Below are 23,792 nucleotides of genomic sequence, written 5' to 3' on the forward strand. Positions count from 1 at the left end.
TTTATTGTATTAGCCGAAACCGACAACCTGTCCCGGATCGGACGAGGTGGCCAGCGGAGGAAAGTGAATACCGCGTTGACCGGACAGCCCTCTATTAACGGGCGTCACAAATTCAGGTGCCTCGCAGCCGACAAATTCACCGTTTTTAATCCACGCCAAATCGCTGCCGTACAGTTCATGCAGCAAGGCTTCTTGCAGGCGTGTACTCACTTCTTGTAATGCTTTCTGTGGGTAAAGATCGTGCTGCTCGCCAGGATCGTTGAGTAAGTCAAACAGCTGGAAGTGGTTTCCTGCCGGGTACCAGAGCAGTTTATAACGCCCGTCGGTCAACATTCGGCTTGCCAGCGGCCCTTCAAGGCTCTCACCATAGAAGGTGCTGCGTTGCTGCTCGCCAATTACAGGAAGACCGTCGCAACTCTCCGGCACGTCGATATCACACAGTGTCAGCAGGGTTGGCATAATATCCTGTAACCCCACCAGGCGATTATCTACGCTGCCGGGTTGAATACGCGTTGAGTTTGCTCTGTCCACGACAATCATCGGCACTTGCGCGGAGCCCTGATAAAAATAGCGTTTGGCATACATGCCGTGATCGCCAAGCATATCGCCGTGGTCACTGGTAAAGACAATGATGGTGTCATCCAGAATGCCTTCTTCGCGCAGCGAACCGATCAGCAGGCGGATCTGGTGATCGATATGGGTACACTGCGCATAAAACGCGCGACGCATATCGTTGTATTGCTCTGGCGGCAAAGGCGGTTTGAGGTGTTGATTAATGGCAAGTGCATAAGGAAGATCCTTCGCCTGTGACCATTCACTCTGACGAGGACCGTCAATATTACGCTGGCGATACCGGTCGAAGTAGGCGCTGAGCGGGACAATCGGTGGATGCGGTTGAGTATAAGAAACATACCAGAATCCCGGGCGGCCCGGATCGCGGCGGCGGATATTTTTCGCAGCCGTCTGGGTGATCCAGTTGGTCATATGCAGCTTTTCGTCCAGATGCCATGTCCGCCAGCTGTATTCGTTGTTACTCATACCATGCATAAACTGCTGACCGGCACAGCCATTTTCCGCCAGGAAAATTTCATAATCGTCCACTCCTCCCAGATGGCTACGACCTTCCTCGGCAATAAAAGCTTCTTCGAAACCAATACGGTCGCGTGTGGGATAAACATGCAGTTTGCCGGTTGCAGACGTCTGATAACCGGCGCGGGTAAATACGCCCGCCAGCGTAGGCATATCCGGCATTGGCAGGGCAGGCTGGAAAATCCGATCGCCATGCTTTCTGGAGGTGGAGCCAGTCATAATTGTTCTGCGCGCGGGGATACAAATTGGGCAGGGAGACCAGGTGTTTGGAAAGCTGACTCCGGATCGCGCCAGGTTATCAATAGTGGGCGTTTCAATAAATGGATTGCCTGCAAAACCGAACAAATGCCCTGGCCACTGATCTACGGTGATAAACAGTACATGGGGACGTTTGGCTGGCGCGCTCGACATCTGTTGGGTGTTCTCACTCATTTTTATACTCTTTCAATAGGTTATGGATTTCATTACCGGCAACGAAAAAGTTTTCCCTGGTGAATCGTTGCCATTAAAAAGAATATGTAATAAAAAATGAGCTACAAATTAGATTTGCTAATTATTCATCATTTAATTACATCCAGGTCACAGTTATGGATCAAAAAAATTTAACGTCATTTGTGGTGCTGGCTGAAGAGCTGCAATTCAGCCGGGCAGCCATCCGATTGCACATTACGCAGTCGGCGCTGAGCCAGCAAATTGCCCGTCTCGAAAAAGAACTGGGAGTGGCGCTTTTTGAACGTACCCGGCGCAGCGTGCGGTTGTCTGAGTGCGGACATGTTTTTTTACCGGAAGCCCAGAAAGTGATCGCTGATATGACCAGGGCAGCAGAAACCGCCCGCCGCGCCGCGCGGGGACAGGTTGGAAAAATCGCCGTCGCATATGTTGATGCCGCTCCATTTAGCTTACTTTCGCCAGTGGTGATGCAATTTCGTAAATCCTTCCCTGATGTTGAAATGGTGCTGCATGAAATGACATCAGCCGAGCAATTTGATGCGCTGCGAAACGATCGTATTGATATTGGTTTATTACGGCCAATTTATGAGATGGACTGGATGCGCGCGCTGACCATACTCCAGGAACCCTATGTCGTGGCGATGCATAAAGAACACGAACTGGCTGCGCAAGATGAGGTTCATATTCGGGCGCTGATTCAGGAAAAATTTCTTTTTACCTCAAAAGAGAAAGCAAAGTATATCTACAGTAACTGGGACGCTATCTTTGCCCGCCACGGTATGTCGCCAATAGTGGTTCAGGAGGTCAATCAACTGCATGCCATGCTGAGCCTCGTTGGCGCTGGCATGGGGCTGGCCTTTTTGCCGCTATCGGTAGCGCAAAACAATAATCATGGCGTGGTCTACCGTCCCATAACAGGCATTGATTCCCCTCATGCTCTGTTAAATGTTGCCTGGCGCGATGGCCGAAATAACACGCTGGTGAGTCATTTTGTCCATACCGCCAGGCAAGTTAGCGCCAGGATAAAACGGGAAAAGGAATTACTAACGGCGCGATAAGCATGCGTGCTCCCCATGTCTTCCGATGGGCATTCATTTGCGTAATAGTAGATCTTCTTGTCTGCCGATATTCTCATTGTTAAGCGTCATAACACCGACTGAAGGCGCGTTTGTACTACTCTGAAACCCATGTGGTATCGCATACCCGCAGCTCTTCGCATTTTCTAAACTAACGCCTCAGATTATGCTGTTTTGTTTGTCGCGCCTGAAAAGGTATACCTGGCGGGGAATCCATTATCCTGGCAGGCAGACATGAGCACACATACCCGCATTCGCAAATTTAATACCAAAGAAACCTACCCCAATCAGTCGCTGGATAACGATCTTTGTCAGGCCGTTCGTGCAGGCAATACCGTTTATGTCCGTGGTCAGATTGGCACCGACTTTGACGGCAACCTGGTGGGGCTTGGCGATCCGGCGGCCCAGGCAGAGCAGGCGATGAAGAACGTTAAACAACTGCTGGAAGAGGCGGGCAGCGATCTGTCGCATATCGTTAAAACTACCACCTATATCATCGACCCCCGCTACCGCGAGCCGGTTTATCAGGTCGTTGGCAAATGGCTGAAAGGTGTGTTTCCGATCTCCACCGGGCTGGTGATTTCCGGGCTGGGGCAGCCGCAGTGGCTGATGGAAATTGATGTGATCGCCGTGATCCCGGACGGATGGCAGCCGCCAGCAGGAGGATAAATCATGACATTATCGATTATCGGACGTTGTGCGCACACCGGGCAGATGGGGATTGCAATTAGTTCTTCCAGTATTGCGGTAGGCGCGCGTTGTCCCTGGCTGCGCAGCGAGGTTGGCGCGGTATCCACCCAAAACATCACCTTACCGGCGCTGGGGCCGCGTATTCTCGATCGCCTGCAACAGGGCGAGCGTGCCGAAACCGCGCTGAAGGGCGGGCTGGAGACGGATGACTATTCCATGTACCGGCAGGTCACCGTAATGACGACCGACGGCCAGACCGCGTTCTACAGTGGCGAAAAGACGCTGGGCATCCACAACGCGCTGTCCGGGGAAAACTGCGTGGCGGCGGGCAATATGCTGGCGAGTCCGCAGGTTATTACCGAGATGGTGAACGCTTTCGAGCAGCATTCAGGGCATCTTGCTGACAGGCTTATTGCCGCGATGCAGGCCGGGCTTGGAGCTGGCGGAGAAGCTGGCCCACTGCATTCGGTGGCGCTGTCGATTGTGGATGCTCCCGTCTGGCCGATTGTCGATCTACGCGTTGACTGGACTGACGGCGATCCCATTGATGAACTCCACCAGCTCTGGCAAGCCTATAAACCGCAGATGCAGGACTATATAACACGAGCGCTCGATCCTCGCAGCGCGCCGGGTTACGGCGTACCGGGCGATGAATAACGGCAAGAGAGAGCTGACGATGACCAGTCGCGAACTGCTGGAACAACTGGTGGCGTTTGATACCACCAGCCGCGAATCTAACCTGGCGCTGATTGAGTTTGTTAAGGGCTATTTAGCCGGACTTGGCGTCAACTGCGAGATTATTCACAACGACGAGCGCAGCAAAGCCAATCTCTATGCACGGCTTGGCCCGGCAGGGAACGGCGGTGTTATGCTCTCCGGCCACAGCGATGTGGTGCCGGTCGACGGGCAAAACTGGAGCATGCCCCCTTTTACGCTGACCGGGCGAGACGGCAAACTGTACGGCCGCGGCACGGCGGACATGAAAGGCTTTATCGCCTGCGTACTGGCGGCGGTGCCGCATTTTCTGGCGCAGCCGCTGACGCAACCGTTACACCTGGCGATTTCGTATGACGAGGAAGTGGGATGCCTTGGCGTACGTACCTTACTGGACGCGCTGTCCCGTCTCCCGGAAAAGCCCGCTATCTGCCTGATTGGTGAACCCACTGAATTAAAGCCGGTGATTGGCCACAAGGGCAAGCTTGCCATACGCTGTGAAGTGCAGGGCGCGGCCTGCCATTCAGCCTATGCGCCGCAGGGCGTGAATGCTATTGAATATGCCGCGAAGCTTATCCACCATCTTACCCTAATGGGGCAACGGCTGGCTGCGCCACAACGTCAGGATGCGCGTTTTGACCCGCCCTTCACCACGGTGCAAACCGGCGTGATCCAGGGGGGACGGGCGCTGAATATCGTGCCTGCCGAGTGTCAGTTTGACTTCGAAGTGCGCACCCTGCCGCAGGATGACGCGCAGGAGGTGGCCCGGGCGCTGGAACGCTACGCACAGCGCGAACTACTGCCGCAGATGCACGCCGTCAATCGCGATACCACGATCCGCTTTTCTCCCATTAGCGGTTATCCCGGCCTGGACACCGCGCCACACAGCGCCGCTGCGCAACTGCTTGCGCATCTTACGGGCTCTGACGCCTTCAGCACCGTCGCCTTCGGGACAGAAGGTGGATTATTTCATCAGGCAGGCATCCCCAGCGTGATATGTGGGCCGGGCAGTATGGTGCAGGGCCACAAACCCGATGAGTTCATTACTGTCGAACAGTTGGATGCCTGCGATGGCCTTTTGCGCCGACTTGCTGCCTGGATGTGTCAAAAAGCATGAAACGATCGCAACAGAAATTACCGGAGGGCGCGCCCCGGGCCGACCTCCGCCCGCACGGCTTCACCTTTTCGCTCTGCTTTACCTTTTCCAAACGCCAGCTTCAGGAAGCACTAACCGCGTGATGTGCCCTTACACCGTATGCTGGTGACACGCATTTGATAGCCCGTCTCTGGAGATCCCATGGTAAGTGCAGAAGTCACTACATTCCCGCAGCCCGAAACGCTGCATCCGGTCGTGAACAACGCGAACGTTGCCGTACGGCTTGACGGCGTATTGAAACGCTTTGGCGACGCCATCGCCTTACACAAAATTTCCCTGACGATTGCGGAAGGGGAGTTTATTACCCTGCTCGGCCCCTCAGGCTGCGGCAAGACCACGCTGCTGAATCTGATGGCGGGTTTCGCTGAAGCGGACGGCGGCGAGATCTTCATTGATGGCGATCTGGTGACGGATATCCCGCCCTGGCAGCGTGAAATCGGCATTGTATTTCAGAACTACGCCCTGTTCCCGCATATGACGGTCGAGAAAAATGTGGGCTACGGGCTGCGGATGCGCGGCGTGCCAAAGGCCGAAATCGCCGAACGCGTTGAGCAGGCGCTGGCGCTGGTGAAGCTTGCTGGTTACGGCCACCGCAAGCCACGCGAACTGTCGGGTGGTCAGCAACAGCGCGTGGCGCTGGCGCGTGCGCTGGTGATCCGGCCCAAAGTGCTGCTGCTGGATGAACCCTTCTCCGCGCTGGATAAAAACCTGCGCTTGTCGATGCAGGTTGAGTTGAAAGCCATCCAGCGCAAGCTTGGCGTCACTACCGTGTTCGTAACCCACGATCAGGGGGAAGCGCTCAGCATGAGCGATCGCGTCGTGGTGATGTCGGCAGGCCATGTCCGGCAGATCGGTACGCCGGATGCCATTTATCGTCATCCGCAGGACCCGTTTGTCGCGGGCTTTGTGGGCGATGTGAACATCCTGCCAGGGCGCTACGCCGGACGCGACGGCGCGGCGATACTGGAATTGGGCGGCAATGTGCTGCGTCTGCCGGCGGAACGCGTACAGGCCATGCCTGGCGAGCGGCTTGACGTCTACGTGCGTCCGGAAAATATTCAGTTAGCACCGCTTAATCCGCACTCGCTGCTCAGCGCCACGGTGATCGCCCATGTTTTTCAGGGGGATCATGTCGATGTGCATCTTGATGTTCCTGCGCTTGGCAGCGCCTCGCTGTTTGCCCGCCAGTCCGGCCTGCATTCGCTGGCGCGTTGGCCCGTCGGCAGCCTGGTCGGCGTCAAAGTGGATGACGAAGGCGTGTGCGCGTTTAGCGCCGCGAAACAGGAGTAAGCGCCGATGATACCTGAAATGATGAATGCGATTATTGCGCGCCAGCCGGGCGGCGCTGAAGTGTTAGAACTTGTGCAGCGCAAGGTGCCGCAGCCTGGTGCGGGTGAGGTACTGATCCGCGTTGCCAGCGCCGGTGTGAACCGTCCCGACATCCTGCAACGCAACGGTATGCCTTTGCCGCCGGGAATCACCGATGTGCTGGGGCTGGAAGTGTCCGGCACCGTGGCGGCGCTGGGCGCGGGGGTTGACTCTCCTGCGCTGGGCACCCCGGTAATGGCACTGCTCAACGGCGGTGGTTATGCCGACTACTGCGTGGCACGCGCCGATCTCTGTTTAACCGTGCCGGAAACTCTGCCGCTCGCGCAGGCGGCGGGCGTGCCGGAAGCGGCATTTACCGTGTGGCATAACCTGTTTGAACTGGGGCGTTTGCAGCCGGGCGAAACCGTCCTGATCCACGGTGCGGCCAGCGGCGTCGGAACCTTTGCCATTCAATGCGCGCAGGCGTGTGGGGCGCGGGTGGTGGCGACGGCGGGCGGCTCAGAGAAGGTGGTGGCGTTGCGCCAGCTCGGCGTCTGGCGCGCCATCAACCGTCACAGCGAAGATTTTGTTGCAGTGATTGCTGACGAAACCCAGGGACGCGGCGTGGATGTGGTGCTGGATAACGTCGGGGGCGATTACGTGGCGCGTAACCTGAGCGTATTAGCGCCGGGAGGGCGGCATGTCAGTCTTTCCTTTATGCAGGGGGCGAAGATTGAACTCGATCTGCAACTGGTGATGCGCAAGGGACTAAGCCTGACCTCTTCTACCCTACGTCCGAAAAGCGCAAGCGAGAAAACGCGACTGGCGCAGTGCATCAACAAACATCTTTTGCCGCTGATCGCCGCCGGTAAAATCGCGCCGATCCTCTACCAAACGCTACCGTTAGCGCAAGCCGCAGATGCGCATCGTCTCCTGGAAGCCAACGCCAACATCGGCAAAGTGCTGCTACAGGTGGCGTCATGATGCCGCTCTTTTTTGCTTCCACCTCCGCGTATGTGCGCAAAGTCATGGTCTGCGCGACCGTGCTCGGGCTGGCTGATGAAATCGAGCGGCTGGATTCCGCCGCCCATCCAGTTGTGCGCGACGAACGTATCGCCGCGTTTAATCCGCTGGCAAAAGTACCGGCGCTGCGCACCGAAAGCGGCATCTGTCTTTACGACAGCCGGGTGATTTGCGAATACCTCAACGCGCGTGCGCAGGGTGATTTATTCCCGCAACAGGGAGAGGCGCGCTGGCAAAGTCTGGCACGGCAGGCGCTGGGCGATGGGGTAATTGATGCGGCTCTGCTGGCGCGTTACGAGTTCAGCACCCGTCCGCCTGAAAAGCAGTGGCCGGACTGGGCGGACGCGCAACTGAAAAAAGTCGCCGCTGCGCTGGCGGACATTGAACGCCAGGTCAGCGATTTTAGCCATCGGCCCAATGATATCGGCCTCATTGCCATCGGCTGTGCGCTCGGCTATCTCGACTTCCGCTTTGCCGAACTCGACTGGCGCGCCAGCCATCCGCTGACTGCCGCCTGGTTCGCCGTCTTCGATGCGCATCCGGCCATGGTCGCGACCCGTCCACACGTTTAATCAGGAGGATGTATGTCACAGCAGATCTATTTTCTCAATGGGCCGAACGCCAATTTATACGGGCTGGATAAAAACGGTACCTACGGCAGCGACAGTTTCGCCAGCATTGGCGAGCGCTGTCGGCAACGCGCTGAATCGCACGGGATGATGTTGCAGTTTCGCCAGAGCAATCACGAAGGCGTACTGGTCGACTGGCTCCAGGAAGCACGTCAGAATGCAGCGGGGGTAATCATCAACGCAGCGGGCCTGACCTACAGTTCAGTGCCTATTCTTGATGCATTGCTGATGTTTGATGGTCCAATCATTGAAACGCATATGAGCAACATCTGGAAACGCGAGCCGTTTCGTCATCACTCTATGGTATCGAAAGCCGCAACCGGGGTGATCGCCGGGCTGGGCGTGATCGGCTACGAACTGGCGATCGATGCGGTGGTCAACCTGCTGGAAAGCCGCGCCGTATGAGTACATTAGTGTTTTACAGCGAATTCGACAGTTTCGACGAATGGTCAGCCTTACTTGCACCGCATCTGCCTGGCGTGACGATTTGCCGCGCCGAAACGGTGCAAAATCCTGATGACGTGCACTATGCGCTGGCATGGAAACCGCCACAGGGTTTCTTTGCGCCTTACCGGCATCTCAAACTACTGGTGAATCTTGGTGCGGGCGTCGATTCACTGGTAGGGCGCGACGATCTGCCGGATATCCCGATTATTCGCCTGTCCGATCCGGATATGGCCCGGATGATGGCCAGTTATGTACTGTTTGCCGTGCTGCGTTACGCGCGGGATATCCCGGCCTTTGAGCGCGCGCAGCGTGAACAGCGCTGGCATTATCTGCATCCACGTGCGACTTCCAGCATCCGTGTCGGGGTGCTGGGACTGGGAGAACTGGGTTCGTATGCGGCGCGGGAACTGGCGCGGCAGGGCTTTGACGTGCGCGGCTGGTCGCGTTCGCAAAAAGACATAGCCGGTATTCGCTGTACCAGCGGACAGGGATCGTTGGATGATTTTCTCAGCCAGAGCGACATTCTGGTGGTGATGCTGCCGCTCACGCCGCAGACGAGCGGCTTGCTCAGCGCAGAGCGGCTGGCGCACCTCCCACCGGGTGCCGCGTTCATTAATGTGTCGCGTGGGGCGATTGTCGATCAGGCGGCGCTGACGGCGGCGTTGCGTTCAGGGCAGATTGCTGAAGCGACGCTGGACGTCTTTGACCGCGAACCGCTGCCGCCGCACGATCCGCTGTGGCAGATGGACAACGTACTGATCACCCCACATCTGGCATCGGTAGCCCTGCCGGCCAGTGCCGCACAGCAGGTCGCTGAAAACATCCGGCGCGCCGCACGCGGTGAATCCGTCACCAACCAGGTATTTCCGGCGCGAGGCTATTAACATGCGTCTGCGTTACGCCACCCGCACGACCTGCGGATCGAAATAGCTCGGTGCGGCCATGCCGGGAATATACTGGTCGGAGATAAACATGCGGCAGCGCTCGGCGAAGGCGTTTACCACCATCGAGTGCTGCGTATGGGCCACGGTCGCGTAACCGAGCTGCATTGGCCGGTTGACGCCCGCCAGCCGCACGCGGATCAGACGTTTGCCATCCTGCGACAAATGCGCTTTCGGGCGCACGTTGGCAATGCCGAACCCCACGCCGTTTGCCACCATCGCCCGCACCACTTCCATATTGCCGGAACGCATCACCACATTCGGCGTGACGCCCGCCTCGCTAAACAGCCCAAGAAAATACTCCCGGCTCCACGGCATATCCAGCAACACCATCGGCATTGCCGCCAGCTCCTGAATTGACACCGCCGGGTGCGTCGCCAGCGGGTGATGTTCCCCCACCATCACATACGGCGGCAGCTGCGCCAGCGAGGTAAAGGCGATATCACTGGCCGGGACTAAATCGTAGGTCAGGGCGATGTCGATATCGGCGGTGCGCAACTGTTTCAGCAACTGTTCATGATTGCCTTCCACCAGCGTAATGCGCACGCCGGGAAACGCGCGGCCATAGCCGAACACCAGTTCAGGCGTCAGCATCGGGGCCAGCGTATCCAGGCAGCCCACGCGCAGCGGGCCGCGCACATTGTTCATCGATTCCGAGGCAATAGTATAAAGGTTCAACATCTGCTCCAGAATGAGCTTTGCCTCTTTCAGAACCTGATGACCGATGGCGGTCAGCGATACGCCCTGAGCGTGATGACGTACAAAAAGCTGCACGCCCAGTTCAGATTCAATATGGGTGATGGCAGCAGAAATCGACGGCGAGGAAACATGGATACGTTCCGCTGCGCCAATAATGCTGCCCGCCTCGCCGGAGGCGACAAAATATTCCAGCTGACGCTGGGTAATGCGACTGAGCATGCAGGTTCTCCTGAGATCGCTGACGCAATCATGTCGCGCCAGTCATTCTAATAGTGCAGATAAACCTGCATTTATCATGCCAAAAGCCAAATAACAGCATAATCCCCTGCCAGGAGTGCGGTTACTCTTCGCGCGCGCCTCACTACGGGTTTAGAAAATCCGTTGCAAAGCCGCGCTTTTTTAGCATCAGAAATCCTGATGCAAGGACGAGGAAAAGGCTGTTTTACGCCATCACCTGACCACGGCATTATCGATTTCACACCAGGGAACACCGTTTGCACCGTCCGGGCGCGCCGGGTTTCAGATTGCTACAACAGCCATTTCATACATGGGGATGAGAATATGTTGCGTAAGATTTGTGCCTTAACGTTGTTGACTACCAGCGTACTGAGCGCCGGAAATGCGATGGCGGCTGACAAGCTGATTGTCAGCACCTGGGGCGGCGGTTTTAAAGATCTGATTGATGAGACCATTGCCAAAGAGTTCACCAAAGAAACCGGCGTAGAAGTGCAGTTTGTCACCGGCGGCACCATCGATCGTCTCAACAAAGCGAAGCTGGCAGGCGGCTCACCTGAAACCGACGTGACCTTTACCACGGCGCATGTGGGCTATCTGTATGCTAACTCTGGCCTGTTTGAAAAACTCGATATGAGCAAACTGCCGAATGCCGCGAATCTGGTGCAGCAGGCCAAAGTCAGCCCCTATCACCTCGGCGTATGGGGCTACGTTTACACTATCGGCTATCGTCCGGACCTGGTGCCAAAAGGCACGACCTTTGAGAGCTGGAACGATCTGTGGAAGCCGGAGCTGAAAGGGACGCTGGCGCTGCCGGACTGGGACCCGAGCCATATCATCGCGGTTTCCGCCAAACTCTCCGGCAGCGATGCGGCACACTGGCAGCAGGGGCAGGCGAAGATGAAAGCGCTGATCCCGAATATCAAATCCTTCTATACCGACGATGCTAACAGCCAGCAACTGATCTCCACAGGCGAAACGCCGGTACAGGTCATGCTATCGATGAACGCTTACAACATGATGGCCGAAGGGGTAGACGTCAAACTGGTGATACCGAAAGAGGGCGCGATTTTGGGCGTTGATACCCTCGGGATCAACAAAGGCACTAAGCACGCCGATCTTGCGTATAAGTTTATGAATATCGCCCTGAAGCCTGAAATTCAGGAGCAGGTGGCGAAGATTTATCACGGTAGTCCAACGGTCACCAACGCCCATATCGATCCTGAACTGGCGAAACTGCCGGGTATGCTGACCACGCCTGAGCAGTGGAACGCCACCATCAATACCGATCCGCAACTGCGTGCCGAGAAAACCGCGGAGTGGCGTCAGTGGTTCTCTGAAAACATCATGTCTCATTGATCTTCCGGGCGGCTTGCGGGTCGCCCTGGTTCTACCGGCAACTTCTTATTCAGGCAGCAACGTCTATGACGAGAAAACCGACATTTTTACCCTGGTTCATTGTTCCCGCCATCCTGACCGCCACTGGACTGGTTGTCGCGATGTTCGCAGTCATGCAGTTTAGCGTGCGCGCCTATGTTCCCGGCTCGCTCGACGTAGGCGGATTGACGCTGGCGAACTTCGCTGGACTGTTCAAAAGCATCTACGCCGATGCTTTTATTAACACGGTCATGCTGAGCGCCAAAACCGCTATCTTTGGCCTGTTGATGAGCTACCCACTGGCGTATGCGCTGGTGCGTACCCGCACGACGTGGATCAAATCCACGATTTTGATCATCGCCATTACGCCATTGTTTCTCGGTGAAGTGGTGCGCACCTATTCATGGATTATCGTGCTGGGTAACAGCGGCTTTCTGAACAGTTTGCTGCTGGCAACCGGCATCATCTCAACGCCGGTTCAATTTATGTTTACCCAGACCGGTGTGGTGCTGGCGCTGGTACACGTCACCATGCCAATCATGGTACTGATGCTGGCGACCGCCTTGTCGCACATCAACCCGGATTATGAGAAAGCCGCCGCCAGCCTTGGCGCAGGCCCGGTTCGCACCTTGCTGACCGTGACGATCCCGCTGTCCATTCCCGGCATTATCGCCAGTCTGACGACTGCTTTTGCCTGGACCTTTAGCGCTTTCGCCACGCCGCAACTGATTGGCGGCGGGCGCGTCAGCACCGTAGCAACCATGGTTTATCAACTGGGTTTCTCGTCGATGAACTTCCCGTTTGCCGCCGCGCTGAGCATCGCCGGGTTGATCCTGACCGTTTTGCTGCTGCTGGCGCTGAAACGTATGACCCGATTCCTGAACGCGATGGGGGAGCACTGATATGACCCGTTCGATGAGCGATAAACTGACGACGCTGGCGGGCCGCCTGCTGGTCGCCGCTATTCTGATCTTTGTGATGCTGCCGACGATTGTGGTATTTATCTCCTCGTTCAGCAGTACCTCCGTGCTGTTCTTTCCGCCGAAAGGCTGGTCGCTGCGCTGGTTTGAGCGGGCGGTAAGTTACGATGATTTTCGCCACGGTTTCTTTTCCGGGCTGATTGTCACTGCCTGGGCATCGTCGCTGGCGGTGATCATCGGTGCCACGCTGGCGATTGCCATTGAACGCTATTCCTTCCCGTGTAAACAGGTGCTGGAAGGCATTCTGCTGTCGCCGCTGTTTATCCCGCACTTCACTATTGGTCTGGGGCTGCTGATGCTGGTGTCGCAGCTCAACCTCGGGCGCGGTTATCCGCTGGTGATTTTCTGCCACATCGTGCTGGTACTGCCGTTTGTGCTGCGCAGCGTGTATGTGTCGCTAAAAAACCTTGAACAGCGTATTGAACTGGCGGCGGCAAGCCTCGGTGCCTCGCCACTGCGCGTAGTATGGACCATCACCGTGCCGCTAATTTTACCGGGCCTGTTTGGCGGCTGGCTGTTTGCCGCGATCCTCTCCTTTAATGAATTTACCGCCTCGTTGTTTATTACGACCCAGGCAACACAGACCTTACCGGTAGCGATGTATAACTACGTGCGTGAATTTGCCGATCCGACGCTGGCAGCCTTGTCGGTTATCTATATTGCTGTTACCGCAACAATGTTAGTGATTGCCAATAAATTTTTAGGTCTCGGTAAAATATTAAATGTCGAAGCCAGACATTAATAACTAGTGCATCAATGTATTTTGCATTTAATAAGCCTGATTATCATTAATACGCCACCTGATGAAAATAGTGCGGCGCTTATATTTAGGGGTTCAACATGTCAGTAGAAAAAATAAATACCGTTATTGTCGGCGCAGGTCAGGCCGGTATTGCCATGAGTGAACATCTGGCGCTGATGGGCGTGCCCCATGTTGTCCTGGAGCGCAGCCGTATTGCGGAGCGCTGGCGCTCTGAACGCTGGGATTCACTGGTGGCAAATGGCCCAGCCTGGCACGACCGTTTTCCGTCGCTGAAATTTGACAATATTTCTCAGGAAGCCTTCCCGCCAAAAGAACGCATGGCGCAGTATTTCGAAGACTATGCAAAAATGCTTAATGCGCCGGTACGCACCGGCGTTGAGGTGCAGCAGGTGACACGTCTGGCAGGGCGCAGCGGGTTCAAAGTCGTCACTTCTGCCGGTGAATTTGAAGCCGATAATGTGGTGGCCGCGACCGGCCCGTTCCAGAAACCGTCATTTCCGCAGATCGTGCCGCCAGACGCCGGGGTGCAACAGATCCACTCTTCTGTCTACAAAAATCCCCAGCAGTTGCCCGCAGGCGGCGTGCTGGTGGTAGGGGCGGGCGCGTCGGGGACGCAAATAGCCGAAGAGCTGCGTAAATCGGGCCGGGAGGTGTATCTGTCGGTGGGCGAACATTATCGTCCGCCGCGCGCTTACCGCAACCGTGATTATTGCTGGTGGCTTGGCGCGCTCGGTCTGTGGGATGAGGTGAAAATTAAGCCGAAGAAAGAGCACGTGGCCTTTGCAGTGAGCGGTTATGAAGGGGGGAAAACCGTGGATTTCCGCCGCCTGGCGCATATGGGCATTACGCTGGTCGGCATCACCAAAAGCTGGGATAACGGTGTGCTGAGCTTTGCCGACGGGCTGGCTGAAAATATCGCTGCGGGCGATAAAGCTTACTTTGACGTGCTGCGCGATGCGGATGCTTACATTGAACGCAACGGGCTGGATTTGCCGCCGGAGCCTCAGGCGTGGGAGCTATTGCCGGACCCTGAATGTCTGCGCAATCCGCTGATGCGACTAGATATCGCCGCGGCAGGTATTACCACTATTATCTGGGCGACCGGTTTTAAATTTGATTTTAGCTGGTTACAGGTTGATGCTTTCGACGAAAAAGGTCTGCCGTTCCATAAGCGCGGTATTTCCGCTGAACGCGGTATTTATTTTCTCGGCCTGCCAAATCTTGTCAATCGTGCATCATCCTTTATTTATGGCGTATGGCATGATGCGAAATATATTGCCGATCATATTGTTTTGCAGAACGCCTATACCGATTACCTGAAGCCCTGATTTTTCATTACCGGCATGGCTAAATCATCGTTATTGTGCCCTCTGTTACTGGATAACTGATATGACCATTACCTGTATTGAAGAGTTACGGCAACTGGCGCGTAAGCGGGTGCCAAAAATGTTTTATGACTATGTGGATGCCGGCTCCTGGAGCGAATATAGCTATCGCGCTAATGAAGCCGATTTACGTCGCCTTGAATTCCGCCAGCGCGTGGCGGTGGATATTACCGCGCGCAGTACGGCTAGCGTGATGGCGGGACAACACGTGACGATGCCCGTGGCGATCGCGCCCACCGGATTAACCGGCATGATCCATCCAGACGGTGAAATCCTTGCGGCTCGTGCGGCGAAAAAATTCGGCATCCCCTTTACGCTTTCTACCATGAGTATTTGTTCGCTTGAAACCGTGGCGCAGGCGACGGATTATCATCCGTTCTGGTTCCAGCTCTACGTCATGCGCGATCGTCAGTTTGTCGCCAGTCTTATCGATCGCGCGAAAGCCGCGAACTGTAAAGCGCTGGTCGTGACGATGGATCTCCAGGTATTTGGTCAACGCCATAAAGACATCAAAAACGGCCTGTCGACGCCGCCAAAAATGACGCTGCGTAATCTGCTTAACATTGCCACTAAACCGCGCTGGTGCCGCACTATGCTCGCCACCCGGCATCGTAACTTTGGCAATATTATTGGGCATGCCAGCGGTGTTGATAATATCAATGCCATGGTGGAGTGGACAGCGCAGCAATTTGATCCTGGCCTCTCCTGGCAGGATATCGAGTGGATTAAACGGCGCTGGGGCGGTACGTTGATCGTTAAGGGCATTATGGATGTGGAAGATGCGCGTCTGGCAGTCGCGGCAGGTGCGGATGCGCTGATTGTCTCCAATCATGGCGGGCGTCAGCTGGATGGCGTGTCGTCATCCATTACTCTGTTGCCGGAGATTGTCGCGGCAGTCGGCAGGCAAATTGAAGTTCATTTCGATGGCGGTATTCGTTGTGGGCAGGATGTACTGAAGGCAATTGCGCTGGGGGCGAAGGGAACCTATATCGGGCGCAGCATTTTGTATGGACTGGGGGCGCTGGGCGAGGAAGGCGTGACCCTGGCGCTCAATATCATCCGTAATGAATTCGATTTATCGATGGCATTTTGTGGCAGGACCAGCGTTGCTTCGGTTGACGCAGGTATCCTGCGTCGCAGCCCGACAATGTTTAACGGCGTGATTTGACCCGGCAGTGAAACACTGCCGGGCCTGACTCATTTTAAACCGGTAGCACTGACAGCCGGTTCAGCCCATCCCATGAGCAGCATCCCCTTTCATGATTTGCCTGTCTGACGAGGCCGTGAGGTTTTCGCTCTTTTCTGTTTATCTGTCGGGGACAGACTTGTCATATAACGAGTAAACACCGCGTCCATTTTCCCGTGTATTCTGTCCGTTATTGCCCCACCAAAGAAAATTCCACAATGTTGCGCTACGCTTTGCAGACACCATCTGGAAAGCAGAGTACGCGGTTATGCGGCTTTGAACACAATGTTGTCCCGGCCAGTACAGCAGACGCTGTGATGCGCTAAACGTGTCCTCCAGTAACCTGTCGATAAGTAAGTAGCCGCAGAAATGAATGTAGATTACGAACAAGAGATGCAGGCGTTGCGCGTTGCGTTGCAACAACGTCTGGAGCAGTTATTACCCGTCGGCAATCAGCAGGATCGGGTCGGTGAGGCGATGCGAGAAGGCACACTGGCGGCGGGAAAGCGAATACGCCCACTTTTGCTGCTGCTCACCGCTAAAGATTTAGGGTGTGATCCTGATAAGCCCGGCCTTCTCGATCTGGCGTGTGCGGTGGAAATGATCCATGCCGCTTCATTGATGCTGGATGATATTCCTTGCATGGATAATGCCATGCAGCGTCGCGGAATGCCCACGATCCATCGGCAGTATGGTGAAAGCGTCGCTATCCTTGCGGCAATCGGGCTGCTTAGCCGGGCCTTCGGCGTGGTGGCAGAAGCGCAGTCGCTGCCGCACGCGTTTAAAACGCAGGTGGTCACCGAGCTTTCCACTGCGGTAGGGATGCAGGGCCTGGTCCAGGGGCAATATCGCGATCTTGTGGAAGGGCGTCAGGCGCGTAGTGCCGAAGCCATTTTATTGACCAACGACCTCAAAACCAGCCGTTTATTTGATGCTACGTTACAAATGGCGGCGATCGTTGCCGATGCGTCTGTGCACGCACGTCAGCGTCTGCGCTGCTTTGCGCAGGACCTGGGGCTGGTTTTTCAACTGATGGACGATTTAAGTGATGGGGTGAGCGGCACCGGTAAAGATATTAATCAGGATAGCGGCAAATCAACGCTGGTAGAAATGCTGGGCGTTGATGCCGTACATCAGCGGCTATGCGAACATTTACGCAGCGCCGATGAACATCTGGCAATCGCCTGCAACCAGGGTCAGTCTACACGGCGGTTTATGCGGGTCTGGTTTGATAAACAAAAGACGATGTTTGGTCTGGACTGGTCTTTACCGGAGTGCTGATGAAGGATTTGATTCAACGTAAAAACGATCATCTGGACATTGTTTTAAACCCGACGGCACAGGTGAAAAAATGCTCGACGGGGTTTGAGCGGTGGCGCTTTGACCATTGCGCGATGCCCGAAATGTGTCTGGATGACATTGATCTTCGCAGCTCACTGTTTGGCAAAACGCTCAATGCACCGTTGCTTATCGGATCGATGACCGGCGGAGCCAGCAGGGCAGCGGCGATCAACCGTCACCTGGCAGAAGCGGCGCAACTCCTGGGGCTGGCGATGGGGGTGGGATCGCAGCGGGTAGCACTGGAAAGCGACATTAATAGCGGGCTGACCCGCGAGCTACGCCAGTTCGCACCAGACATTGTACTACTGGCAAATCTGGGCGCGGCGCAGATTGCCTCTCGTAAAGGTCTCGACTATGCCCGCCGGGCGGTTGACATGATTGATGCCGACGCGCTGATCATACACCTCAATCCGTTACAGGAAGCTTTACAACGTAACGGTGACCGGGACTGGTGTGGCGTGCTTAATGCGATTGAGCGCACCGTAAAAGCCCTGCCGGTCCCGATTATCATCAAAGAAGTCGGGGCCGGATTGTCTGTTCCGGTTGCGCGTCAACTGATGCAAGCCGGTGTCGCCATGCTGGATGTTGCCGGCGCTGGCGGCACCAGTTGGGCGGCCGTAGAGGGGGAGCGCGCGAAGACGCTGCACGACCGTGCGGTGGCGATGGCTTTCTCTGACTGGGGCATTCCTACAGCGCAGGCGCTGCTTGCGCTGCATCAGGCACTACCGCAGGCGCAACTCATCGCCTCAGGCGGGATTGCGGACGGTATTGATGTGGCAAAAGCGCTACGCCTGGGAGCCAGCCTGGTAAGTCAGGCGGCAGGTGTGCTGACAAGCGCAACATCTTCTGTTGAATCTGTTGTTGAACACTTTCAGATTATTATCGATCAGCTACGTATCGCCTGCTTTTGCACTGGCAGCGGCAGCGTGGAACAGCTTCGTCAGGCAACGATGGTGCACGTGTAATGGGCCATTTTGCGGTCGTGGCCCCACCTTTTTATAGTCATGTCCGGGCGCTGGAGGCGTTAGCCCAGCAGATGATAGCGCGCGGGCACCGCATTACCTTTATTCATCAGGCGGACGCCTGCGCATTACTGCGCGACGAACGCATTGCGTTTTACACCGTGGGTCAACAGAGTCACCCTCCAGGAAGTCTGGCGCGCACGTTAGCACTGGCTGCCCGGCCCGCAGGTGCAGGTATTTTTCATCTGATTAACGATCTGGCGCAAACGACCTCAATGCTGTGCCGCGAGCTTCCCGCGGCGCTGGAGAACATCGGCGCTGATGGGGTGATTGCCGATGAGATGGAAGCCGCCGGGGGACTGGTCGCGGACAGCCTGGGTATGCCGTTTGTCTCCGTCGCCTGTGCGCTGCCCGTCAACCGTGATGAAACCATTCCCCTGCCCGTGATGCCGTTTAACTATGCCAGCGATGCGCGCAGCAAAAAAATCTATCGCTCCAGCAGGCGGGTATATGATCTCCTCATGCGTCAGCATAATAACGTCATTACGCGCTATGCCGCCGCCTTTGGGCTGGGTGAACGCCGCGGATTACACGACTGTCTCTCATCGCTGGCGCAAATTAGCCAGACAATTGCGGGTTTTGATTTTCCTCGCCAGTTACCCGCGTGTTTTCATGCGGTGGGGCCGCTACGTTCCCCTGAGCAAATGATTTCCATGCCTGTGGACGTGCAGGACGGTAAGCCGCTGGTCTTCGCGTCACTTGGCACACTACAGGGTCATCGCTACCGCTTATTTCGTACCATCGCCCGCGCGTGTCGTCAACGTGGCGTGCGGTTACTGATTGCCCACTGCGGCGGGCTGAGCCCGGGGCGGATCGCGCGACTGAATGACGAAGGGACCAGCACCGTCGACTTCACGGATCAGCCTGCAATACTACGTCAGGCGCAGGCCGTGATCACGCACGGCGGGCTGAACACCGTAATGGATGCGATAGCCAGTGTGACGCCAGTGCTTGCCATTCCGCTCGGGTTTGACCAGCCGGGCGTGGCTGCGCGCGTAGTGTACAGCGGGATCGGTCGCCGCGCTTCACGCTACGCCAGTCACCCTACGCTCTGCGGACATCTCGATGAGTTACTGAATAACCCGATCTACCGTCAGCGACTGACTGCCATGCAGCCCGCGTTGCATCAGGCGGGTGGTGCGCTGCGGGCCGCGCAAATCGTCGAGCAGGCCCTGACCACCCGGCAGCCAGTGCTGACAGGGAGGGTGCAATGCAGCAACAGTGGGATCTGATCCTCGTCGGCGGTGGGCTGGCAAACGGGTTAATTGCCCTGCGGCTGCGCCAGCTACGGCCTGAATTACGGCTGCTCATGCTGGAGGCGGGCGCGCAGCCTGGCGGCAACCATACCTGGTCGTTTCATCAGCAGGATCTCTCGCCTGAACAGCATCGCTGGCTGGCCCCGCTGGTCGCCTACCGTTGGTCGGGCTATGACGTCCGTTTTCCGGCGCTCAACCGCACCCTGCCCGGTGACTACGTTAGCGTGACGTCAGAGCGTTTTGCCGACGTCATCACCGACGCGCTGGGCGAGCAGCTATTGACCGGGGTTTCTGCGCTCAGCCTGACGCCGGAAACGGTCACGCTGGACGACGGGCGAACGTTTGCCGCGACGGCGGTGATCGACGGCCGTGGTTATCGTCCTGGTAAGCACCTGGTCGCCGGCTGTCAGGCTTTTTTAGGCCAGCAGTGGCAGCTCAGCCAGCCGCACGGTCTGACGCGCCCTATTTTAATGGATGCAACAGTCGATCAGAGCGCGGGTTATCGGTTTGTCTACACGCTGCCTGTCTCACCCACTGAACTGTTAATTGAAGATACCCATTATATCGATCGCGCCAGCCTGGATACCGCCCGGGCTGCGACACATATTCAGCATTACGCCCAGCGGCAGGGATGGCGGCTGGCGCAACTGGTGCGGGAAGAGCAGGGTAATTTGCCCATTACGCTTGCCGGAGATATCCGTGCGTTCTGGCATGCGCATACGGCACAGCCCTGTAGCGGTCTGCGGGCAGGGCTGTTTCATGCCACAACCGGCTATTCCCTGCCGCAGGCGGCCCAGCTTGCCGAGCGCATTGCCGGACAACCGGATCTCAGCGCCACCGCGTTATTTCATTTGATTGAGCAGACGGCGCGTTACCAGTGGCGCAGACAGCGTTTTTTTCGCCTGCTCAACCGCATGCTGTTTCTCGCCGGGCGACCTGACCGGCGCTGGCAGGTCATGCAGCGTTTCTACCGCTTAGACGATGGGCTCATCGCCCGATTTTACGCCGGCCAGCTCAGGCTGGCTGACATGGCGCGTATCCTGACGGGAAAACCACCGGTACCGGTGGGGGAAGCCGTGCGGGCCGCGCTCAAACTTTCTTCCCGGCTGCGAGCGTTCCACGATGAGTAAAACAGTAGTCATTGGTGCTGGTTTCGGCGGTCTCGCCCTGGCCATTCGTCTTCAGGCCAGCGGCGTCCCCGTGCTGCTACTTGAACAGCGCGATAAGCCGGGCGGGCGCGCCTATGTTTATCAGGACGAGGGATTTACATTTGACGCTGGCCCCACGGTGATCACCGATCCGAGTGCGATTGAAGCGCTTTTTACGCTTGCCGGCAAGCGTATGGCAGATTATGTCGACCTGCTGCCGGTTACACCGTTTTATCGCCTGTGCTGGGAAACCGGCGAGGTGTTTGATTATGATAACCATCAGGAGCGGCTGGAAGCGCAGATACGACGTTTTAACCCTGAAGATGTCGAAGGCTACCGCCGTTTTCATGCTTATTCGCGTGCCGTTTTTGAAGAAGGATATCTTAAGCTCGGGGCGGTACCGTTTTTATCGTTTCGCGATATGCTGCGCGCCGGGCCTAAACTGGCACAGCTACAGGCCTGGCGTAGCGTTTACGGTATGGTGTCGAAATTCATCAAGAATGAACAACTGCGCCAGGCGTTTTCGTTTCATACCCTGCTGGTGGGCGGCAACCCGTTTGCGACCTCGTCAATTTATTCACTCATTCATGCGCTGGAGCGGGAATGGGGCGTCTGGTTTGCCCGTGGCGGCACTGGCGCGCTGGTCGAGGGGCTGGTCAGACTGTTTCAGGATCTGGGCGGCACGCTGGAGCTGAACGCGCAAGTCACCCGTCTGGAGGTGGACGGTTCACGGATAAAGGCTGTTGAGCTTGAGGATGGCCGACGCATCGAAACCCTGGCGGTCGCCTCTAACGCCGATGTGGTGCATACCTATGAAAAATGGTTGGGGCACCACCCCGTTGGCGCGGCGCGGACAAGGTCTTTGAAACGTAAACGTATGAGCAACTCGCTGTTTGTGCTCTATTTTGGCCTGAACCACCATCACAGCCAACTGGCGCATCACACTGTCTGTTTTGGTCCGCGCTACAAAGAATTAATTGAGGATATTTTTACTAAAGAGACGCTGGCGGAAGACTTTTCCCTTTATCTGCATGCGCCTTGTGTGACCGATCCGTCCCTTGCGCCGCCGGGATGCGGCAGCTATTACGTACTGGCTCCCGTGCCGCATTTGGGCACGGCTAATCTCGACTGGACAGTTGAAGGGCCGCGCCTGCGCGATCGTATTTTTGCCTACCTTGAACAGCATTATATGCCGGGCCTGCGTGAGCAACTGGTTACACAGCGCATGTTTACGCCCTTTGATTTTCGCGACCAGCTTGGCGCGCATCTGGGGTCGGCGTTTTCGGTTGAGCCGATCCTGCAACAGAGTGCCTGGTTCCGTCCGCATAACCGCGACAGCCACATCCCAAACCTTTATCTTGTCGGGGCGGGTACGCATCCCGGCGCAGGTATCCCCGGCGTTATTGGTTCGGCGAAAGCAACGGCTGGTCTGATGCTGGAGGCACTGTTATGAGCAACAGTAACCTGATGGACCATGCGACTGAAACCATGGCAGCAGGCTCAAAAAGTTTTGCCACCGCCGCGAAACTGTTTGATGCCTCTACCCGTCGTAGCGCACTCATGCTCTATGCATGGTGCCGCTATTGCGATGATGTGATTGATGGTCAGACGCTGGGGTTTGCATCCCATGAACAGGATGGCGTTAGCGCATCACAGCGGCTGAATATGCTGGAAACGCAGACGCAGCGCGCGTTTTCCGGCGCGCCGATGAGCGAGCCTGCGTTTGCCGCTTTTCAGGAGGTGGCCATCCGTCATGCAATCCCGCCGCGGCTGGCTTTTGATCATCTGGAAGGGTTTGCGATGGATGTGCGGGAAACCCGCTATGACACGCTGGCGGATACCCTGCGCTATTGCTATCACGTGGCGGGCGTGGTCGGGCTGATGATGGCGCGGGTGATGGGCGTGCGCGATGAGGCAGTGCTGGACCGGGCCTGTGATTTAGGGCTGGCGTTTCAGTTGACCAATATTGCCCGCGACATTGTGGAAGATGCGCAAGCAGGGCGCTGTTATCTCCCGGCCGACTGGCTGGCGGCTGAGGGTATTGATCCCGACCAGCCTGGCGCTCCTGAGCAGCGTGAAAAGCTGGCCCGCGTGGCGCAGCGGCTCGTTGCAGAGGCCGAGCCTTATTACGCCTCCGCCCGGGCGGGACTCGCCGGGCTGCCGTTGCGCTCAGCCTGGGCCATTGCTTCAGCGCACGGGGTCTATCGTGAAATTGGCGTTAAAGTGAGGGCGGCAGGCGCTCGTGCCTGGGACACCCGGCAGGGCACTTCACGGCCGGAAAAGCTGGCACTGCTGCTGAAAGGCGCTGGCATGGTAGTCAGTTCTCGCGTGGCGTCTTCACCGCCGCGTCCGGCTGGTCTGTGGCAGCGTCCCGCGCGGTAAGCGCCTCGTCATGCATTTTTTGTTTGCGGCGGCGCAGCGTCGCCTGTAATTTTTCAACCGGCGGCGCATAAAGAAATCCGAACGACACACAGTCTTCTTTACCCCGCACCGCATGATGCAGGCGATGCGCCATATACAGCCGTTTCAGGTAACCCCGGCGCGGGACATAGCGAAACGGCCAGCGCTGATGTACCAGGCCGTCATGCACCATAAAGTAAAGCGCGCCGTACAGCGTCATCCCTGCGCCGATCCACTGTAACGGCCAGACACCGCCGGTGCCCACGGCAATCAGTACAATCGCCAGCACGGCAAATACCACGGCATATAAATCGTTAACTTCAAACCAGCCGGTGCGCGGCTCATGATGAGAAAGATGCCACCCCCAACCCCAGCCGTGCATAATATATTTATGCGCCAGCGTGGCGATGATTTCCATCGCCGCAACGGTTGCCAGCACGATTAAAATGTTCCACAGCACGAGCATCGGCATTCCTCT

At 56.7% G+C, this 23,792-nt stretch carries 23 protein-coding genes; 20 read left to right on the forward strand and 3 right to left on the reverse strand.

Annotated elements, in window-relative coordinates; translation table 11 throughout:
* Nucleotides 1-9: 9 nt before the first annotated feature.
* The gene (locus CHU32_RS06985) at nucleotides 10-1,521 is read right to left on the reverse strand and encodes a sulfatase-like hydrolase/transferase (RefSeq protein WP_218113705.1); all 1,512 of its coding nucleotides are present in this window, start codon (nucleotides 1,519-1,521) and stop codon (nucleotides 10-12) included.
* 155 nt (nucleotides 1,522-1,676) lie between these two features.
* On the opposite strand from CHU32_RS06985, the gene CHU32_RS06990 reads away from it, so the two are divergent.
* The 9 genes from CHU32_RS06990 (at nucleotide 1,677) to CHU32_RS07030 (ending at nucleotide 9,466) form a co-directional block, all read left to right on the forward strand.
* On the forward strand, nucleotides 1,677-2,597 hold the full coding sequence (locus CHU32_RS06990; RefSeq protein ID WP_103674799.1) for a LysR family transcriptional regulator: 921 nt from the start codon (nucleotides 1,677-1,679) through the stop codon (nucleotides 2,595-2,597).
* Between the two features lie 252 nt (nucleotides 2,598-2,849).
* The gene (locus CHU32_RS06995) at nucleotides 2,850-3,284 is read left to right on the forward strand and encodes a RidA family protein (protein WP_103674800.1); all 435 of its coding nucleotides are present in this window, start codon (nucleotides 2,850-2,852) and stop codon (nucleotides 3,282-3,284) included.
* A gap of 3 nt (nucleotides 3,285-3,287) precedes the next feature.
* Nucleotides 3,288-3,962: a DUF1028 domain-containing protein gene (locus CHU32_RS07000; RefSeq protein ID WP_103674801.1), complete on the forward strand. Its 675-nt coding sequence runs from the start codon at nucleotides 3,288-3,290 to the stop codon at nucleotides 3,960-3,962.
* Nucleotides 3,955-5,136, forward strand: a complete 1,182-nt coding sequence (gene argE / locus CHU32_RS07005; protein ID WP_245880191.1) for an acetylornithine deacetylase — start codon at nucleotides 3,955-3,957, stop codon at nucleotides 5,134-5,136. The genes CHU32_RS07000 and argE overlap by 8 nt, the downstream gene beginning before the upstream one ends.
* Before the next feature lie 180 nt (nucleotides 5,137-5,316).
* Complete coding sequence (locus CHU32_RS07010; protein ID WP_103674802.1) at nucleotides 5,317-6,465, forward strand: ABC transporter ATP-binding protein; 1,149 nt, start codon at nucleotides 5,317-5,319, stop codon at nucleotides 6,463-6,465.
* 6 nt (nucleotides 6,466-6,471) lie between these two features.
* Entirely contained in the window at nucleotides 6,472-7,467 is a 996-nt protein-coding gene (locus CHU32_RS07015; protein ID WP_103674803.1) for an NAD(P)H-quinone oxidoreductase, read from the forward strand.
* The gene (locus CHU32_RS07020) at nucleotides 7,464-8,078 is read left to right on the forward strand and encodes a glutathione S-transferase (RefSeq protein WP_103674804.1); all 615 of its coding nucleotides are present in this window, start codon (nucleotides 7,464-7,466) and stop codon (nucleotides 8,076-8,078) included. The genes CHU32_RS07015 and CHU32_RS07020 overlap by 4 nt, the downstream gene beginning before the upstream one ends.
* A 12-nt stretch (nucleotides 8,079-8,090) precedes the next feature.
* Nucleotides 8,091-8,540 carry a type II 3-dehydroquinate dehydratase gene (locus CHU32_RS07025; protein WP_103674805.1) on the forward strand — a complete coding sequence of 150 codons (450 nt, stop codon included), beginning with the start codon at nucleotides 8,091-8,093 and terminating at the stop codon, nucleotides 8,538-8,540.
* Nucleotides 8,537-9,466 (forward strand): 2-hydroxyacid dehydrogenase, encoded by a 930-nt coding sequence (locus CHU32_RS07030; RefSeq protein ID WP_245880192.1) that lies wholly within the window; start codon nucleotides 8,537-8,539, stop codon nucleotides 9,464-9,466. The genes CHU32_RS07025 and CHU32_RS07030 overlap by 4 nt, the downstream gene beginning before the upstream one ends.
* 12 nt (nucleotides 9,467-9,478) lie before the next feature.
* Here the strand turns inward: CHU32_RS07030 and CHU32_RS07035 are convergent, their stop codons facing one another.
* Nucleotides 9,479-10,441, reverse strand: a complete 963-nt coding sequence (locus tag CHU32_RS07035; protein WP_103674806.1) for a LysR substrate-binding domain-containing protein — start codon at nucleotides 10,439-10,441, stop codon at nucleotides 9,479-9,481.
* A gap of 342 nt (nucleotides 10,442-10,783) precedes the next feature.
* Between CHU32_RS07035 and CHU32_RS07040 the strand changes: the two genes are divergently transcribed.
* The 11 genes from CHU32_RS07040 (at nucleotide 10,784) to crtB (ending at nucleotide 23,296) form a co-directional block, all read left to right on the forward strand.
* Entirely contained in the window at nucleotides 10,784-11,815 is a 1,032-nt protein-coding gene (locus CHU32_RS07040; RefSeq protein ID WP_103674807.1) for a polyamine ABC transporter substrate-binding protein, read from the forward strand.
* 65 nt (nucleotides 11,816-11,880) lie between these two features.
* Nucleotides 11,881-12,735 (forward strand): ABC transporter permease, encoded by an 855-nt coding sequence (locus CHU32_RS07045; protein ID WP_103674808.1) that lies wholly within the window; start codon nucleotides 11,881-11,883, stop codon nucleotides 12,733-12,735.
* Nucleotide 12,736: 1 nt separating this feature from the next.
* Nucleotides 12,737-13,555 (forward strand): ABC transporter permease, encoded by an 819-nt coding sequence (locus CHU32_RS07050; protein ID WP_103674809.1) that lies wholly within the window; start codon nucleotides 12,737-12,739, stop codon nucleotides 13,553-13,555.
* 98 nt (nucleotides 13,556-13,653) lie between these two features.
* Nucleotides 13,654-14,904: a flavin-containing monooxygenase gene (locus tag CHU32_RS07055; RefSeq protein ID WP_103674810.1), complete on the forward strand. Its 1,251-nt coding sequence runs from the start codon at nucleotides 13,654-13,656 to the stop codon at nucleotides 14,902-14,904.
* 61 nt (nucleotides 14,905-14,965) lie between these two features.
* On the forward strand, nucleotides 14,966-16,129 hold the full coding sequence (locus tag CHU32_RS07060) for an alpha-hydroxy acid oxidase (RefSeq protein ID WP_103674811.1): 1,164 nt from the start codon (nucleotides 14,966-14,968) through the stop codon (nucleotides 16,127-16,129).
* Nucleotides 16,130-16,516: 387 nt separating this feature from the next.
* Nucleotides 16,517-17,428: a polyprenyl synthetase family protein gene (locus CHU32_RS07065; RefSeq protein ID WP_103674812.1), complete on the forward strand. Its 912-nt coding sequence runs from the start codon at nucleotides 16,517-16,519 to the stop codon at nucleotides 17,426-17,428.
* Nucleotides 17,428-18,453, forward strand: coding sequence for a type 2 isopentenyl-diphosphate Delta-isomerase (gene fni, locus CHU32_RS07070; protein WP_103674813.1), 1,026 nt, complete (start codon nucleotides 17,428-17,430; stop codon nucleotides 18,451-18,453). Before CHU32_RS07065 ends, fni begins: the two co-directional genes overlap by 1 nt.
* A complete protein-coding gene (locus CHU32_RS07075) occupies nucleotides 18,453-19,742 on the forward strand; it encodes a glycosyltransferase (protein ID WP_103674814.1) in 1,290 nt (429 codons plus the stop codon). The genes fni and CHU32_RS07075 overlap by 1 nt, the downstream gene beginning before the upstream one ends.
* Entirely contained in the window at nucleotides 19,721-20,896 is a 1,176-nt protein-coding gene (gene crtY, locus CHU32_RS07080) for a lycopene beta-cyclase CrtY (protein ID WP_103674815.1), read from the forward strand. The genes CHU32_RS07075 and crtY overlap by 22 nt, the downstream gene beginning before the upstream one ends.
* On the forward strand, nucleotides 20,889-22,367 hold the full coding sequence (locus tag CHU32_RS07085; RefSeq protein ID WP_103750816.1) for a phytoene desaturase: 1,479 nt from the start codon (nucleotides 20,889-20,891) through the stop codon (nucleotides 22,365-22,367). Before crtY ends, CHU32_RS07085 begins: the two co-directional genes overlap by 8 nt.
* Nucleotides 22,364-23,296, forward strand: coding sequence for a 15-cis-phytoene synthase CrtB (gene crtB / locus CHU32_RS07090; protein ID WP_103674817.1), 933 nt, complete (start codon nucleotides 22,364-22,366; stop codon nucleotides 23,294-23,296). Before CHU32_RS07085 ends, crtB begins: the two co-directional genes overlap by 4 nt.
* Here crtB and CHU32_RS07095 read toward each other — a convergent pair.
* On the reverse strand, nucleotides 23,232-23,780 hold the full coding sequence (locus CHU32_RS07095) for a sterol desaturase family protein (protein ID WP_103674818.1): 549 nt from the start codon (nucleotides 23,778-23,780) through the stop codon (nucleotides 23,232-23,234). The genes crtB and CHU32_RS07095 overlap by 65 nt on opposite strands.
* Nucleotides 23,781-23,792: the final 12 nt, after the last annotated feature.

It is taken from the genome of Superficieibacter electus, assembly GCF_002915575.1.
Lineage (GTDB): Bacteria > Pseudomonadota > Gammaproteobacteria > Enterobacterales > Enterobacteriaceae > Superficieibacter > Superficieibacter electus.

Bases quoted from the DNA above. Each gene is read 5' to 3' on its own strand.
- CHU32_RS06985 (WP_218113705.1), bottom strand. From the start codon at position 1,521: ATGAGTGAGAACACCCAACAGATGTCGAGCGCGCCAGCCAAACGTCCC.
- CHU32_RS06990 (WP_103674799.1), top strand. From the start codon at position 1,677: ATGGATCAAAAAAATTTAACGTCATTTGTGGTGCTGGCTGAAGAGCTG.
- CHU32_RS06995 (WP_103674800.1), top strand. From the start codon at position 2,850: ATGAGCACACATACCCGCATTCGCAAATTTAATACCAAAGAAACCTAC.
- CHU32_RS07000 (WP_103674801.1), top strand. From the start codon at position 3,288: ATGACATTATCGATTATCGGACGTTGTGCGCACACCGGGCAGATGGGG.
- argE (WP_245880191.1), top strand. From the start codon at position 3,955: ATGAATAACGGCAAGAGAGAGCTGACGATGACCAGTCGCGAACTGCTG.
- CHU32_RS07010 (WP_103674802.1), top strand. From the start codon at position 5,317: ATGGTAAGTGCAGAAGTCACTACATTCCCGCAGCCCGAAACGCTGCAT.
- CHU32_RS07015 (WP_103674803.1), top strand. From the start codon at position 6,472: ATGATACCTGAAATGATGAATGCGATTATTGCGCGCCAGCCGGGCGGC.
- CHU32_RS07020 (WP_103674804.1), top strand. From the start codon at position 7,464: ATGATGCCGCTCTTTTTTGCTTCCACCTCCGCGTATGTGCGCAAAGTC.
- CHU32_RS07025 (WP_103674805.1), top strand. From the start codon at position 8,091: ATGTCACAGCAGATCTATTTTCTCAATGGGCCGAACGCCAATTTATAC.
- CHU32_RS07030 (WP_245880192.1), top strand. From the start codon at position 8,537: ATGAGTACATTAGTGTTTTACAGCGAATTCGACAGTTTCGACGAATGG.
- CHU32_RS07035 (WP_103674806.1), bottom strand. From the start codon at position 10,441: ATGCTCAGTCGCATTACCCAGCGTCAGCTGGAATATTTTGTCGCCTCC.
- CHU32_RS07040 (WP_103674807.1), top strand. From the start codon at position 10,784: ATGTTGCGTAAGATTTGTGCCTTAACGTTGTTGACTACCAGCGTACTG.
- CHU32_RS07045 (WP_103674808.1), top strand. From the start codon at position 11,881: ATGACGAGAAAACCGACATTTTTACCCTGGTTCATTGTTCCCGCCATC.
- CHU32_RS07050 (WP_103674809.1), top strand. From the start codon at position 12,737: ATGACCCGTTCGATGAGCGATAAACTGACGACGCTGGCGGGCCGCCTG.
- CHU32_RS07055 (WP_103674810.1), top strand. From the start codon at position 13,654: ATGTCAGTAGAAAAAATAAATACCGTTATTGTCGGCGCAGGTCAGGCC.
- CHU32_RS07060 (WP_103674811.1), top strand. From the start codon at position 14,966: ATGACCATTACCTGTATTGAAGAGTTACGGCAACTGGCGCGTAAGCGG.
- CHU32_RS07065 (WP_103674812.1), top strand. From the start codon at position 16,517: ATGAATGTAGATTACGAACAAGAGATGCAGGCGTTGCGCGTTGCGTTG.
- fni (WP_103674813.1), top strand. From the start codon at position 17,428: ATGAAGGATTTGATTCAACGTAAAAACGATCATCTGGACATTGTTTTA.
- CHU32_RS07075 (WP_103674814.1), top strand. From the start codon at position 18,453: ATGGGCCATTTTGCGGTCGTGGCCCCACCTTTTTATAGTCATGTCCGG.
- crtY (WP_103674815.1), top strand. From the start codon at position 19,721: ATGCAGCAACAGTGGGATCTGATCCTCGTCGGCGGTGGGCTGGCAAAC.
- CHU32_RS07085 (WP_103750816.1), top strand. From the start codon at position 20,889: ATGAGTAAAACAGTAGTCATTGGTGCTGGTTTCGGCGGTCTCGCCCTG.
- crtB (WP_103674817.1), top strand. From the start codon at position 22,364: ATGAGCAACAGTAACCTGATGGACCATGCGACTGAAACCATGGCAGCA.
- CHU32_RS07095 (WP_103674818.1), bottom strand. From the start codon at position 23,780: ATGCTCGTGCTGTGGAACATTTTAATCGTGCTGGCAACCGTTGCGGCG.